Raw genomic sequence first — 15,449 nt, forward strand, 5'->3', positions numbered from 1 at the left:
TCACTCGTCCGACGCGGCGACGTCGAGGTCCTCGACGTCGACGATTCCGGCGTCGACCATGGCGTCAAGGAGCGGCCCAACGCGATCAACCACCATCCGCTCAACGTCAGCCGCTGAGTTCGGTCGCAACGGGTACCGCTCTTCCAGTCGTCGCTGAACCTGCACAGCCAGCTCTGCGACCGCCTTGTCACGTTCGGCGCGCATCTCACGGGCGGCCTTGGCATCGTCGCGATCGTCGAGCTCGGCTCTGAGCACGTCGCCCTCGAGCCATGTCTTCCGCTGCAGTGGGATCTTGGCGAGTTCGCGGATCGTGAATCCGATCACCGACGGCAACGCGATCACTCGGACGATTTCGGAGACGGTCAACACCACATCTGCCGGCGACGCGACCGACAACCGCTCGACGACCGCAGGTGCCGAGTATCTCCCAGCGCCGGTCGGTCCGACTGCGGTGTTGGCGATTGACCGAAGCTCGTCGACGAGTTCGAAGACGGAATGCAGCCGGCGTCCGAGCTGGTCGGTGGTCGGCGGCTCGGCATCGTCGCGTGTTCGGAGGCGGAAGCCGAGCGGAACGGTCGGGGCGGGTTGGCCCACGGCGAGGTCAGCGAGGGAGACCAGCCCTGCGAACTGGATCTCCATCATCGGTGGTTGTGCACCGAGATCGACTTCGACGACTCGGCCCGACTGCTCGACGCCGGATTCGAGGAAGCTGATGCTCACGTCGTCACCGGAGCGGGCCTTGATCTGCGCGAGCCCGGTGGCGTACTCATCATCGACGAAGCGAAGTACGGCTCCGGCCTCGCCGACGGCCTCGACGCTGGCGTATGCGGTCCAGAGCCGGCTTCCCTTGGCCACGAGAAGGCGAACCCCCTCACCGCGCTCGAAGAACGGGTACCGAGGACTCGCCCCGAGATCCTCATGCCGTGATGCCGCTCGTGCGACGTCGAACCGGTTGATCGAGATGTAGCGGTTGTAGCCCGCATCGGCGAGGTGCCGGTAGTGCGTGAGCATCCGCATCGATACCGGTCCGTAGCCGGCGGTCACCAACCGCTCATTGAGATCATCGAGCCCGATCTCGCCGCCAGCACCGCGATAGATCTGGTACCCGGCGCGAGCGTCGCGGGGTGAGGCGTTCCTTGTCACGGTCCGGCCTGTCGGGTCGGAAGTCGGGGCGAACTGGAGAGCGTCAGTCGACGCGCGGATAGATCCTCCGTCCAGTTTCTGTCTTCGTAGAGCACCACTGCGGACGCAGCGCCGAGGGGCTCGACCAGCACAATTACGTCGCTCAGGGCCAGGCCGACCGAAGCCTCTCGCGCCGCTTCCCGCGCAACCCATGCATTCGACATCGAGATATCTCGGTCCTCGAGGACGAGGACTGTGCGTGCGGACGCATGTTCGAGGAGCTTGGGCAGCTTGGCCCTCAGCGCACGTTCGAATCGTGTTCGGCGAGCTTCTGCCTGCTCGGCGTCGGATTCGCTGATCCCGACTCCAATCGAGAGACTTCCGCCTCCGGGGCTCGTCTTGGGCGGCCAGGCGTACAGCTTTATGGGAAAAGGCAAGTCTGGAGGGCCACCCTCGACGAAGTGATTCGGCGCTGTCGCTGCACTACCAGGTAGGAGGTCAGGTGCCACGTGTCGAACCCATTCGCCGACGCGCCGATGCACGTCATCTGGTTCGAGAGACTCGTCCGCAACGGCTCCGATTCCAATCAACAGGTTGTAGCTGCGGTCATGGGGAAGCTCGCCGGCAAGCTGCCCGGTAAGCGGAGTGAGGAGCTTCTCGATCTGCCGGTGCTCGTGAAGTTGCTGCTCGTAGCTCTCGATGGTCGTGTGCTCTAGCGCAAGCATGCAGCCGTCGGCGCACGTGGCAACGAGGTCGATGAACTTCTGGCCCTGGGGCGCTCCGGCTGTGTTCAAGGGATCGTCAGGGTCATCCCAATTGGAGAGCGGTGCCAGTCCGTCACGAATGGCGAGTGCTTCCGCCACCCGTAGGCAGAGTTGCGAGTCCGCCTTGAGCGGAGTGAATTCATCCGGCGTCATGTCTGGGGCCGCTGCCGGGGGGTGGGTCGAGAGGGCTCTCGTAGGGGACACCGGTTTCGATGGCGCGTTGCATGGCGTGGTACTCGCCGAGGATCACTTCCAGAGTGCGGAACCGACCGTGGGACTCGTCGTCCTTGCGCTGCACGACATGGAAGTTCGCCATGATTCGATGGACTTCCGGCGGGGACAGCTCGTAGAGCAGGAAGAAGCCAGCGTCGAGTTCCGTCCTGATGACCGTCCTCCGACCCGCATCCCAACGGAATGGCGCGCTCGCGTCCCCGAGTTCCTTAGCGGCGCCGTCCAGTTGGATAGTTGTGTAGAGGAGCTCCCAAGCCCTTACTGCGAACCATCTGCCGACGCTCTCCCCAGGACTCCATGGGCAGGGGTCCCCAAGCCTCTTGCGGTGGACGACCGGGATTTGGTTGAAGTAGCCGTACGTGAGGTGCGTCCCACCTTGCCGCAACCGAAGGCACCAATCGGTGGCAAACGAAGAGAGCATGGCTACGAGAAACAATCCGTCTTCGACAGTGGGTTCACCGAACTGCAGCAACGGCCCAGTGTGGCCAACCCCGTACCGCGGCAGCATGCATGGGATCACGGTGCGCTCGTTATACGACCGGGCTACGTCTCGGAAAGCGATAAGCCAATCTCGGTCCCATCGTTCCCGAAGTCGTCCCTCGACTTCGGGAGCTTCCACCCAGTAACGGGGCTGGTTGGCATAAGCCGGATTGTCCAGAACTGACACGTCGACGCGGGGTAGTTCTGAGTCGCCAACTCCCTCCGCTCGCATCGCATAATCACCCCACCTCGGGTTGAAGTGGTTGAACATCTTCCCTTCGAGAAGGGGTACGTACTCGACGTTGCCCAAACGGAATCGGTCGGGGCGCACACGTTCGGCCCCGCTGTCGAGCAACTCCGATGTCGTCGTGAACAACCCAGAGTCAGTGCTCATCTCGAAGTGGCGCTGATAGCGGACGTCCCAGCCCGAGAGCCCAGGCTCGGCATCAAGTCGAAGGACGGGCAGCCGATCGTGCACCCCGAGCAGAATTCTGGCGTCATCGCGCGTTCGGAAGAGCGGCGCCGACTTCGTGTTCGGATTGATCCTGGCAATCTCGGCGCTCGTCAGCGTGAATCGCCGCCCGGGCTCGCTGAGAGTGGCAGGGCCCGCGAGGAATGAACCAAAGTCGGCTGGTATCTCGAGGTCGCCACTACCCGACAACACCATGATGCAGAATTTGAACGTCCGGTTGCCAACGCCGTAAAAGAGCCGGTCGTTGTTCAAGAAGTCGTAGAAGACGCGAAGCCGACCGCTGTCGAGGACCGCTCGAAAGAACGGCTGCGTGTTGTTGTCCGTCGCCAGGCCGGTCGGCGCAATGATTCCGAAGCGACCGTCCGAGCCGGTCACGCTTGTGCCGTGCTCGGCGAACAGCGGGTAGGTGTTCACGTCACCGCGGCCGCACAGCGGGAACCGCCCGCTCTTCCGAAAGAAGTGACTCACAGCTTCAGACCCGCGACGAGCCACGGTGTAGCGCTCGTGAAGTGCCGGGGCGCTCTCGCGAAGTTCCTCGACCAGGCGTTGACGCCTCGCTGCGTTCGGTGCCCCAGCAATGTCCTCGCGCCCGACAGCGCTGAAGAACTCCTTGTCCTGCAGCTTCGTGCGTTCCCAGGGGGGATTTCCAACCACACACGAAAAGCCGCCACTCCAACCCGGACCTCCGATGCTCTCGTCGACTGTAAGGATCTGTGGAAACTCGAGGTGCCAGTGGAAGAAGCGGTACTCGGTGGCCGTGCGTTCGACCAGGCGTCGCAGTGAATGATCGCTCGGAGGTAGGTCACCCTGGTACCACGTCCGCAGTGTTGAGTCGGTGATGGCCTGATCTGTTTCCGACTTGGGAATCATGAACGCGGCGCACCAAGCGTCGGCCAGGAACCGGGCGCGGCCAAGCTCCGTGGATGAATCGAATTCCCGCTGTCGCCGCTGTGCGAGGTGCACGCTCACCAGGTCCAGCGCTCGGAGAGCTTCGATCTCGCGGGCTGCATCGGCGAACTTCTTGTTGCCGACTGGAACGCCAGCGGCCGAGAAGAGATCGTCCTGGCCGGCCCGTTCTGCCTTGTTCCGCTTCTTCAGCGCGCTGACAACCTGCTTGTCGTCGCCGTCGAGCGCTGCGAACGCTTCATCAGGGACCCCAGCGGCGAGCAGGGTAGGAGTCGCGCCGAGCAGAGCATTGCCAACTTTGATGTGGGCGTCGAGGAAGCTGAGTGCACGGCCAGGCTGAACGCTCTCCAGCCACAGGCTGACCTTGGCAAGCTCGGCGGCAAGCGGGTTGAGGTCGACGCCATAGATGCAGTGATCGACCACGTCGTGCATCGCCGCTTGCTCGTCGAGCGGTGTTGGCTCCTCCGCTCCCTCGGCCCTGGCGCGCACCGTTGCCAGTCGAGCAGCGATGCGTTTGGCCGCAGCAACAAGGAAATGGCCCGAGCCGCACGCCGGGTCGCACACCGTCAAGCCGAGGAGAGCCTGCTCAGGGTCAGCGGCCTTCTCGGCGTCGTCGAGCAGCGGGTCGAGTGCCGAGTCGAGCAGGCAATCGATCAGCGACGTCGGTGTGTAATACGCGCCCGACGTCTTGCGCTCATTACCCACCACCGACTCGAGCGAGAACGTACGCTGCGACGTGTCGTACCGCGGCATGAACTCGAGCAACGACTCGTACACGCTCCCGAGCTCCTCGGCGCCGAGGCTGCGATAGTCGACCCGCCGCTTAGGGCCGCCACCGGCCGGTTGCACAACTGTCAGATGACGAACGGCTTCGAGCAGCGCCGCGTTCGAGAGCTCGAGGTCGCGGACAATGTCGGACTTGCCCAGCTCGAAGATGCCACCAAGGCCCGGAATGCCAAGTTCCGGTCGACCTCCCTCGCTGCCCAGGCCGTCGAGCACGAGCCGCAGCGAGTGCCACAGGTCGGAGTGGCCACTGCCGTGCCGGCGGGTGGCGACGCGTCGCAGGCGGGCCGTCGAAAACCAGTCGTGGTAACGCTCACGGGCAGCCGGATCCGTCTCGGGGTCAAGAAGCAACTCTCGATCTTCGGCAACGAAGCAGAACAGCAGCCGGTACACGAGCCGGAGAAGTGAGTGGTGCAGATCGTCGGGCTCGAGGCTCCGGTCAGCGAGTTGGCGGTGGAGATCATTGCGTGGGTGGCGTGCGAAGCCGGTGCCGAGCGCCTCGATCGCTTTGGCGACGGCAGGGCGCAGTGCGGTCAGTGCGCGGGTGCCGGTGTCGGCGGCGTGGGTGCGCCAGCGCTCAAGCCAGCAGTCCGCCGCGGTGAGATCGTCAGCGGAGGTGCCGTCGGGATTGCGGGTGTCGAACCGGGTCGCATGGCACAGCAGGTAGAGCACGACGAAGTCGGAGAAAACCTCACCGTCGAACATCGCCTCCAAGTCGAACTCGACGAAGCTCTGCCCGATCAACGTCGAGGAATCACGCAGCAGGCGCAGACGGCGCCCGTTGCTGAGCACTCCCCACAGCGCCTCGTCGGTTCGGTTCAGGTACTCCTGCACCATCGCGTGCGGCGCCCGGTCAGCTGCTCCGGGCTGGCCGGGTGTGCGCTTGTCGAGTTCGACGCCCCAGCCGAGCAGATGGATCGGCACCAGGCCGGCGTCGGTGCGGTACTCGTGCGAGATCGGGAACTGACGCTCGTCGACGACGAGCCCACCGGCCGGCGTGGCAGGCACCCGCCCGAAGTCGAGTTCGCGCAGCACGATCGCCAGCCACTTCTCACGGGTCAACCCGACCGCTGGGTCGCCGTCGGGCCGATCGGCAAGCGCCCTGCGGTACGCGGCATACGCGCTCGTCAGCACACTCCAGGCCCGGTTCGCAGCCTCACGCGGTGTGACACCCAACTCCAGGCGATAGTCATCCGCGCGCAGCCCGCCCAAACCATCGGCGTCGGCCAATACAGCTGACAACACATCAGCCGGCAGAGCCGAACCCGCCACCCGCACCGACACAAACGCATCAGCACTCACGACGCCGCTCCCGTCGGGAGGAGCACGTACACACCGACGACGTCGACGGGGGTGACCGCACGGACGCTTAGCCCGCGCTTTGCGGCTTGCGCGCCTTCGCGGACCCGCCGGTGAGCGGCGAGCAGCTCGTCCGCGCTCGTACGCGCCATCCCGTCGAGATGCTCGGAGAGTTCGTCCAAACCATCGAGGACCCGTTGCAGGGCGTGCGCCTTCGTGTCGGCCGGGACATTGGCCGATGGCTCCGCATCTAGCAACTGCACCGTCGCGTTGTCGGCGAGCCATGTTGCGTTCGCCGGTGCGCCCTCAAAGGCGACGGTCACCGCATCTTCGGTGACCACCGTGCGGACTCCGGTTGTGCCGGGCAGGTCGAGATGGAAACGCAATCGAACCACGAGCAGCGTCGTGCGCGTTGACACCGCATCCGTGCGCATCACCCCGGCGCGCGTCGCCGGTCGATGAACACCGGGCCCGAGCGCCTGAGCATCGAGCGTGGCATCGAGCACGAACCGAGCCACCGCAGCGACATGTGCATCGGTGCGAGCCAGCAGCGCCTCGCGACGAGGCACCGGGAAGTCACGGTGAAACGGCAGTGGCTCGCGGTGGCCCGGTGGCAGGGCATCGCGCAGGCCGATCGGCAGTGTCGCCGTGTGAGTAACGAACCCGTCGACCTTCGGATCGGTGGTGACACTCGCACCGAGCGCTCGCAGCGATTCGCGTGTGAACTGCTCGACATCGGCGTGGCGGCCAAGCGCCGCGCGCGCCGCGGACACCTCTCGCTGTACGTCATCGGGGTGGATTGCGCCCTGGGCGTACTTGGTCTGCGATCGACGCTCGCGCTCAGCGGCGCTCTCCCACTCACGATGAAGGTCGTCGCGCTGGGTCTGCATCCCGAGGTCGAAGGTGAGCTGGCTCGGGTCGCGCTGGCCGCGTAGAATCAGGCCCTCCATCAACGCTTCGACGACGCTGTCACTCCGATCGGGGACGGGCACCGCCACACCCGTCGCTCTCGAGATCTCGCGGTGCTTGCGAATCAGGACGTCAAGCACGATGCCGTCGATCTGGTTGTCGATGCCGAACAACGTGGTGGCACGCACGATGTCGCGCCGCTGGCCGAAACGGTCGACTCGTCCCTCGCGTTGCTCGTGGCGCGTCGGGTTCCAGGCCAAGTCGTAGTGGACGACCGCTTGGAAATGCTCCTGCAGGTTGACCCCCTCGGACAGGCAGTCGGTTGCGACGAGCACGTGGCGGCGATCGGGGTCGGCGGTGAGTTCGTCGATGCGGGCGATGCGCTCGGCGGGCGGTAGCTCGCCGGTGACCGCCGCGACGCTGACGCCTTTGCCGAGGCCCGCGGCGAGGTGCTCGGCGACATATCCCGCAGTTGGGATGAACCGGCAGAACACGATCGGATCGAACCCGTCTTGGAGGAGGCCCTTCACCTCGCTGATCAGTGCCTTGAGCTTGGCATCGCCCTTTGGTCCCGCGAGTTCTTCGGCCTGCACGGCGAGGCCCAACAGTCGCCGGCTTTGTCGCAAGTAGTCCTCGCCCTCGTCGTCGTCGGCGATCTCGGAGGCACCGGCGACGAGATCGGCCGACTCGATGGCTTCATCGACGCCCGTGTCGAGAACGGTCTCTCGCCCGATGGCGTCGACCTCGGCGACCGATGCGGCATCGGCGGCCTTCGCCCTTGTTCGTAGAGTCGCCGCAGCTGCCGGTGGGGACGACGCCAAAGATCGAAGCAGCGCAAGCGCTGACCACCATCGCACTCGCTGGCGAACCTGTCCCGTCGGTGAGTCGGGGTCGGCGACCTGCTCTCGGGCAAAGTCGACCACCTTGTCAAACAACGCGCGGTAGTCGGCCGTCAGCTCATACGGAGCGTCTTTCGTCTCGCGATCGCTCGGAAACGCCGTCTCCTCGTCGAGGTAGTGGCGAATGTCTGCCCGGCGACGTTGCACGAAGTGGCGTGCAAGCTTGGTGCGTCCCGCAGCCGTTTCGAGGTCGATCGTCGCCAGCTCGGGGTCGAGCAGGCCGATCAGATTGCGGAACCCCTCTTCCTTGCCAGAGTGCGGGGTCGCCGTCACGAGCACGAGGTGTCGAGATGTATCGGCGGCAACGTCTTTCAGCAACTCGTAGCGCTGCGTGCGCGCACCTGCCGCTACCGATTCCGACACAGCTCCGTGTGCCTCGTCGACCACTACAAGGTTGGGGCAGTGATTCAGGAACTCCTGGCGTCTGGTGTGTGACTTGATGAAGTCGGTCGACACGACCACGAAGGGGTACTTGTCGAACAGCGACTCGTTGAGCATCAACCCGCGAGTCAGCTTCGTCACGGTCGACGGCAGCACCAGTTCGGCCTCGATCGCGAACTTCTCGCGCAGCTCAGATTGCCACTGCTCCGCTAGCGCCGGGCTACACAGCACGGCCAGTCCGCTCGCATCGCCCTGGGCGAGCAGCTCGGTCACGATCAGACCCGCCTCGATTGTCTTGCCGATTCCGACGTCGTCGGCGATGAGCATGCGCACCGGCTCCTGCCGCAACGCCATCATCAGCGGAACGTACTGATAGGCGCGGGGCTCCACGGCGAGGCCGGCGAGCGAACGGAACGGCCCGGCAGTCGAGCGAAAGCCCAGCCGGAGCGCCGTCCGCAGCATTGAGGCGCTCGTCGCATCACCGAGGTCATCGACGGTCGGCGGGGCAAAGCTTGCCTCCACCACCTCCTCCAGCGCAGGGAACACTGCGGCAGTGTCGTCGTCGCCGCCGCCGAGTGGTCGCACGATCAAGAGATCGGGTTCGCTTTCAGGGAGCACCACCCACTCGCGGCCACGAGTGCGCACGAGTGCGCCCGGCGCGAAGGAATGCGTTGGGCTGACGGTGTCGGTCATCGACCGTTCCCTTGTCCGAAGACAGAGGGATGCAACTTCACCACGCTGGACCAATCGTCGTCATGGCGTACCCGCACGACATGCCAGCCGGCATCGAGTAGCCGATCCTCGGCCGCTGCGTCGCGGGCGGCGGCGTGGTCGGTGTCGTGGTCCGGGCCATCGACGAACACGGCGACATCGAGACCCGGCCGGTCATAGACGAAATCGGGTCGAGCACGGGCACCATCCACCGTGACCTGAGCCCGGTCGGGGAGGCGGAATCCACCATCGTGCAGGAAGTCGAGGAAGCGCCGTTCGAGTGACGAGTCGGCGAATGCGCTCAGATAGTCGATCGCCGCATCGGCCGATCGCCCGCCGGCACCGGTGGCGGTCACCGAGCCGGCGAGGTCGAGCAGCAGATCGCGCACGAGCGTGCGATCGATGAGGCTGTGCTGGAACTGGTTCGAATAGCTCAGGAGGCAGTCGTAGCAGCCCTGCACGCATCGTTCCGTGACGCCTTCGGCCGCGCCGAGATCTTCGCCAGTGCCCGAATCGAAGTGGCAGATCTCGAGCGCCGATCGTGCCGCTCGGGCGAGCGCGGTCGGTTCGATGACGAGCCGGCGCAGCACGCCGGCGCCGCCCTCGGCCGACTCCGTCAGCAGGAAGCGCCCCCGTTCGTCGAGGTCCGGAAGCGGCTGAGTCGTGAGCTCAGAATCCTCGAGCTGGAACTCAGCCTCGATCCCGCGTTCGAGCGCGTACTGCAGGCTGATGGCGGTGGCATCGTCGAGTGATCGGGAGAAGCGAGCAACCACGATGTTGCGCGTGTCCTCGACGTACGGGATCACCTTCTTCCGTGTCTGCACGTCGTCGGCACCTTCGAGATCCCCGTCGCCACCATCGTCAGCGCCGGACACTGCCGAATCGCTCAGCCATCGGCCCTCAACCGTGTGCAACCAGTAACCGCGATCGTCGCGGTCCTTGCGGCGACGGCGACCGATGTTGGCCACCCGGATGGTCGCTGCGTCGCCGTAGGTGAGGTCCATCACTTCGGTGTCGTCGGCATCGTTCACGGCGGCAACCAGCTTGTCGGGGCGATCGGCACGGGTCGAGAATCGGTAGCTGACCTCCAACTCGAAGCCACTGCGCCGCCGTTCCTCTTCGTCACTCGAAATGCGCTCGCGACGTCGAGTGTGGACGGTCTGCAACCGGATCAGATCGTAGGTCTTCGCCCCGAGGCGAGCGTCGCACAACTCGCAGCGATCGAGGCCGTCAGCATCGATGTGGTGATAGCCGCACGCCTGACACCGCAATGCCGTCTCGGTCGCGACCTGACCGGGTTCGTCCGCGCTGCGCGGGAGCTGGATGCGGTTGACGACGAAGCGAGCGCCTTCGTGATAGATGAGCGACCCAGGACCGAACTCACTGATCGCGAGGAATCGTGGTCGCTGCACGAAGTCGCCGCGCTGGTCTCGACCGGCCTGGCGCCGGCTACCCGGGATGTATGCGGCCAGCGGGAGCCGGGGGAACGAGTAGCCGGGAAGAAACCCCTCGGATGCGAGATAGCGATACGGGTAGAAGTCGGTCTGGCCCTCGGACGCATCGTCGTTGCGCAATACTGACAGTCGATCGCGAGCTTCCCGTTCGCGCGCCGCTGCGATGTTGCGCACGTACTTACCGGCGGTGGTGTCGACTGCGAGGCGGCCCTGCTCGCGGTATTCGTCCATGGCTCCCCGGTACAGGTCGCGCCAGCGGTCGAATGCGTCGTCGAGGCGCTGCGGAGCGAATCGGAGCGTGTCGCCGAGCCAGTCGTCGGTGAACCACAGCGGCACTCCGCCCGACGCATCCCACGTCTGTCGCAGGTCGTCGAAGAGATCAATCGCCGCATGTTCGGCGCGCCGTCGCGCGTCAGAATCGAGCAACCTGACCATGATCTCGGGTTGAATGTCGAGCGACGCCTCGTCGCCATCTGACTCGAGGACGTCGGTGATCGAGGACTTCATCGACTGGCCAGTTTCGGCCAACCAAATTGCGTTCACGTGGGAACGGATGAGTTCTTCGTTTGCGAGATCGAGGCGTGGCGCCTGCACCGAACCCGACACCATTTGATCGCTGCGGCGGAACCAGTACGAGTCGTGGCTGTTACCCGTTGAGCAGTAGGTCACGACGAGCGCAGGTTGCCCGGATCGGCCAGCGCGGCCGGAGCGTTGGGCGTAGTTGGCCGGCGTGGGTGGGACGTTCCGCATACCCACCGCGTTGAGGCTGGCGATGTCGACACCGAGCTCCATCGTCGGCGAGCAGAACAGCAGGGGCAGCTCGCCGGACCGGAACTCGTTCTCGCGCCGTTCGCGCTCGACGGCTTGGACCTGTGCGGTGTGTTCCTTCGCCGTCATGCCCACGAGGGAGGTCGCCACATCGCGATACAGATCGCGGAAGAACGGATTGACCCGCGATGTGGCCTCCGGATTCAGATGCTTGCGCAGCGCGTCTGTCGCTCCGTGTGTGCCGTCGCCGGGCAGCCACCGGATCGATGCAGCGCGCAGTCGATAGCCACGTTCGATCGGCCCCCGGCCGCGTGGCCCGACCGCAACGTCGACCTCAGCCAAGACACCATTGTCGGTCAGGTTCTTCAACACCAGATCGATCGCATTCTGTGCCTCGTCGGTAGCGAGTGATCCCGATGCTTGACCCAACCCCTTCGAGCCGCGCATGTAGCGGCCGAGGCCGCCGCGCCAGGTCAGGTTGAGAACGCCACGCCCGAGGCCGGGTCGACCAGGTTGGGGAATGGCAACACCGACATCCTCGAGCTGCTCGTTCTCGCCGATCTGCCACTGCGCGTTGAGGCGCTGGCGGCTGGTCCGCTGGAGCTGCTCGAACCCGTGAGCACTCAGGCAGTCCACGTCGATCGCCAAGACGCGCCTGAACTCGTCGAGCAAGATGCCCATGAGCTCGGCCCTCAGCGCGGGTGGCGCTGCGGCGAGATGAGGGTCGATCTGCCAGATCTGCTCGGCTTCGGCGAGCTGATCTAGGCCGATGTACTCGACACGCAACAACCCGACCTGTTCGAGGTTGGGCATCGTCACGCGCCACCCGCGCTTCAGATCAACGTAGAGCCGATACTCGATGACGTGGCGCAGGGCGCTCATCGTCTGGTCGTGGCCGATGATCGCATCAGGTGCTGCGGAGAAGTCGCTCGGCCCGAGCGCAAGTGCCTCCGTGACACGGTGCGCAACCGACTCGTGGGTGAGACCGTCCGGCGCGTCCGCAAGCGCTTCAGCAAGAGCGCCACGCAGCAACGAGACCTGAACGAAATCGTTGAAGTGACCGGCCTGAAGCGAGGCGTCCTGGCGATTGTCCACGAAGGTGAGCAGCTTGCGTGCTTCGTCGGCGAGATCCTCGGCCTGGCGCAAGCTTCGAACCACGCTGGTGCTCACGACCGTCATCGCCGACGAACGACCCTCCTGGTCGAGCGTGGCGAGCTTTGAGAAGTCATTGCTTCGTGGCTGGTCGTAGGTGACACCGCAACGAAGACAGAACGAGAACGGTGTCGAGATGAACCAGGCCGGAACGTCCTCGGCAGCGTCGGTCTTTACGCCGTCGGGCCGCACGTGCACCTTGGTCGGGAGGTATTTCTTGCGCACCGGCAACACTTGAGCCGAGTTGTCGTCACCTTCACTCGTCCAGTGCTCGGGCACCCGACCCTCAGCGAGTGGATCGAGTGGCCACGGATAGTCCGTCGAGATGTAGAGGTAGCCGTTGACCGCATCGCCGCCCGAGGCATCTGCGTCGCGCCGGGCAACGAAGGTTTCCTGGCCATACGGAGCGGTCTTGGCAACGACGTAGTACTCCTGGCCACACTCCCGGCAGAATCCGAGCGGAAGGAGCACCTTCTCGGAGTCGTCGGGTACCCGCACCTGGTAGCGGTCGGTGAGATACCGGTCGCCTTCCGCTCCGATGCTCGCGTAGACGGTGTCCCCCTTCGACAGGAACTGGTGTAGTCGGAACGCGAAGATCGGGCGACCGTTGGGCCCCCGAAGCGATGAGCCCGCAAGCAGCGTCGACTCGATCGCCATCCGGCATTGGAAGGCAGAGCGACCGGTGAGCTCGGCGAGGCTTTCCGACGCTGCGGTCACAGTCGTCGGCCGTTGCCGAGCGAGTTCGCCCGAGGACGGACCTGCGGCGATTCCGAACGTCGACTCGACCCAGCGTGCAAGCGGATCGTTGACGAACTCGCCCACCTCGGTGGGTGGGTTCGCGTCGATCGCCCGTCGAAGCTCGTCCGCCGATGCCGGTTGCTCGTCGGTGGCCCTCAGGAGCGTCTCACCGATCACATGGTCGGGGTCGACCCGAGTCCCGAACAAGCGCGTCGCAACGTCGGCCACGAGTGCGGCCTGGTCGGTTGCCGACCCTTCGGTCGTCATCGTCGCTGACGTGCCCACGACTTGGAGGGCGGGTGACTTACACGCGCTGCGCACCCGGCGGATCAGCATCGCCACGTCGCTCCCCTGGCGACCTCGATAGGTGTGTAACTCGTCCAGGACGAGAAACTCGAGACCCTCGGCAGCCCGAATGAGGTGCTTGCGCTCGTCGGGCCGCGTCAGGACGAGATCGAGCATGACGTAGTTCGTCAGGATGATGTCGGGCGGATGCGCCAGAATCTTGGCTCGATCGTCGGGGGTCTCCTGCCCCGTGTAGCGAGCGAACGTGACCGGCTCGTTGCCGACGCCGAAGCCGAACTCCAAGAACTTGCGCAGCTCATTCATCTGGCTGTTCGCAAGCGCGTTCATCGGATACACGATGATCGCCCGGACCCTGCGCTCGTCGGGCCGTTCTTCTTTCGCCCGGATCACCCGATCGACGATGGGCGCAATGTAGGCGAGCGACTTTCCGGAACCGGTGCCAGTCGTGAGGACGTACGAGCTGCCGGTCCGAGCCGCTTCGATCGCTTCACGCTGATGGCGATGAAAGCGAATGGGCGAGCCAACCCCTGTATCCAACTCGCTGTCCTTCACCCGGAAGACCTTCCCTGACGTGGGATGAAGGAGGCCGGCGGCCACGAGTTCGTCGACGGATCCACCCGTCGCAAAGTTCGGGTTGAGTGAGAGCCAGGGTTGAGGCCACTGTCGCCCTTCGGTCGATCGTTTCTCCAGTAATTCTGCAATCCGATCGTCACGCGCCTCGACGAACGACGAGGTGAACGACTGATAATCGCGGACCAGCTGATCCCGCACCCCAAACACGTCCACGTTGTGAAGCTACTCGCAGCGGTCAATTCGTGGCAGAACCCCGAACGCGACCGACCCGTCAGCCGCCGATCACCGCCACGAGATTGCCTACACGATCGATTGCCTGCCTTCTCCCCCACCCAACGAGAACTCGACCTACAGCTACACAGATTCACCGAGGGTGTGGACCGGCTCGACCGTGCTACGCGCTTCCGGGTATTTGCCATGACCGACGCCGTCACGATTCTGGGCCTGGTGCGGCCATGGTGCCACCTACCTCCGAGACGCGCTCGATGTCGGAGCGATTCATCCCGACGAACTCGACGGTCTCACCCTGCGCACCCCCGCCGCGGCGCTGCTCGACATGGCCGGTGAAGAGTCGCCGATGACCGCTTCCGATCGGTACGCGACGGTCAGGATGTTTTACGACGCAATCAAGGTCCGCGTCGCGACCGAGTCCGTGAGATCGGGCCACTCCAGATCGACGTAGAAGCCATCGAACAACTCCTGCGCGCAGACGAGCGCCGGAGTACGCCTTGGTACGGTGTGAGCATGACGGAAGTTGGACGAGCGGTCTTGGCCGAAGCGCTCGACCTGCCCGTGCGTGAGCGCGCGGACATCGCCGCCGAGCTCCTCGCCAGCCTTCGAGCGCCCGAGGACGCGAGCGATCACGACGTCGAACGATTGTGGGCCGACGAGATCCGGCGACGCGTCGAGCGAGTCGAGTCTGGTGAGAGTGCAACGGTTCCGTGGGACGACGTTCGCGCCGAAGCTGAACGGCGACTCGCTCAGAGGTGAGCCGTGCGGTTCGCTTCGATCCAGCCGCACGACTCGAAACGCTCGAAGCCGCCGAGTGGTACGACGAACAACGAGCCGGGCTCGGAGAAGAGTTCCTCCACGCAATCGACCGAACCATCGACCTCGCTCGTCGACGCAGAGTTCCGGGTGCACCCGTCGCCAGGCTCGAAGACCTCGAAGACGTTCGTCGACTCCCCATCCTGCGATTCCCGTACCAGCTCGTCATAACCGTCTCGGCCGACGAGCTCGTCATTGTCGCGGTCATGCATGAGCGACGTAGACCCGCATACTGGATCGATCGTCTCGACGAGTGACCGACCCCGGCGGGCGCGCTGACCGGCGTGCCTAATTCGTGCCTAGAACAACGCGAAACAGGGCGGATTTCGGCACAACAGCGAACAACACGAACGGTCCGAAAATAGGCTCTGAGCTGGTCGAATAGCTATCTACCAGGCGCGATGCCGATGCGGCCCGAGTGCTTCCCAAGCTGAGAACGCGGGTTCGATTCCCG

General features: G+C 64.9%; 7 protein-coding genes. 2 read left to right on the forward strand and 5 right to left on the reverse strand.

Annotation, left to right across the window (positions count from 1 at the left end; genetic code table 11):
• Genes ON45_RS00710 through ON45_RS00730 form a run of 5 tightly spaced genes read right to left on the reverse strand, consistent with a single transcriptional unit; the run spans position 1 to position 14,161 of the window.
• Positions 1–1,143 carry a hypothetical protein gene (locus ON45_RS00710; protein WP_040491061.1) on the reverse strand — a complete coding sequence of 381 codons (1,143 nt, stop codon included), beginning with the start codon at positions 1,141–1,143 and terminating at the stop codon, positions 1–3.
• A complete protein-coding gene (locus tag ON45_RS00715; protein ID WP_040491062.1) occupies positions 1,140–2,039 on the reverse strand; it encodes a hypothetical protein in 900 nt (299 codons plus the stop codon). Before ON45_RS00715 ends, ON45_RS00710 begins: the two co-directional genes overlap by 4 nt.
• A complete protein-coding gene (locus ON45_RS00720; protein WP_040491063.1) occupies positions 2,026–6,060 on the reverse strand; it encodes an Eco57I restriction-modification methylase domain-containing protein in 4,035 nt (1,344 codons plus the stop codon). Before ON45_RS00720 ends, ON45_RS00715 begins: the two co-directional genes overlap by 14 nt.
• A complete protein-coding gene (locus ON45_RS00725; RefSeq protein ID WP_040491064.1) occupies positions 6,057–8,939 on the reverse strand; it encodes a DUF8741 domain-containing protein in 2,883 nt (960 codons plus the stop codon). The genes ON45_RS00720 and ON45_RS00725 overlap by 4 nt, the downstream gene beginning before the upstream one ends.
• Complete coding sequence (locus ON45_RS00730; RefSeq protein WP_040491065.1) at positions 8,936–14,161, reverse strand: DEAD/DEAH box helicase; 5,226 nt, start codon at positions 14,159–14,161, stop codon at positions 8,936–8,938. Before ON45_RS00730 ends, ON45_RS00725 begins: the two co-directional genes overlap by 4 nt.
• Positions 14,162–14,692: 531 nt before the next feature.
• Here ON45_RS00730 and ON45_RS21995 point away from each other — a divergent pair.
• Together ON45_RS21995 and ON45_RS23980 are read left to right on the forward strand one after the other, a co-directional pair.
• Positions 14,693–14,938, forward strand: a complete 246-nt coding sequence (locus ON45_RS21995; RefSeq protein WP_083913985.1) for an addiction module protein — start codon at positions 14,693–14,695, stop codon at positions 14,936–14,938.
• Positions 14,935–15,252, forward strand: a complete 318-nt coding sequence (locus ON45_RS23980) for a type II toxin-antitoxin system RelE/ParE family toxin (RefSeq protein ID WP_083913987.1) — start codon at positions 14,935–14,937, stop codon at positions 15,250–15,252. Before ON45_RS21995 ends, ON45_RS23980 begins: the two co-directional genes overlap by 4 nt.
• The last annotated feature ends 197 nt before the right edge of the window (positions 15,253–15,449 follow it).

This window comes from Ilumatobacter nonamiensis YM16-303 (genome assembly GCF_000350145.1).
GTDB lineage: Bacteria > Actinomycetota > Acidimicrobiia > Acidimicrobiales > Ilumatobacteraceae > Ilumatobacter_A > Ilumatobacter_A nonamiensis.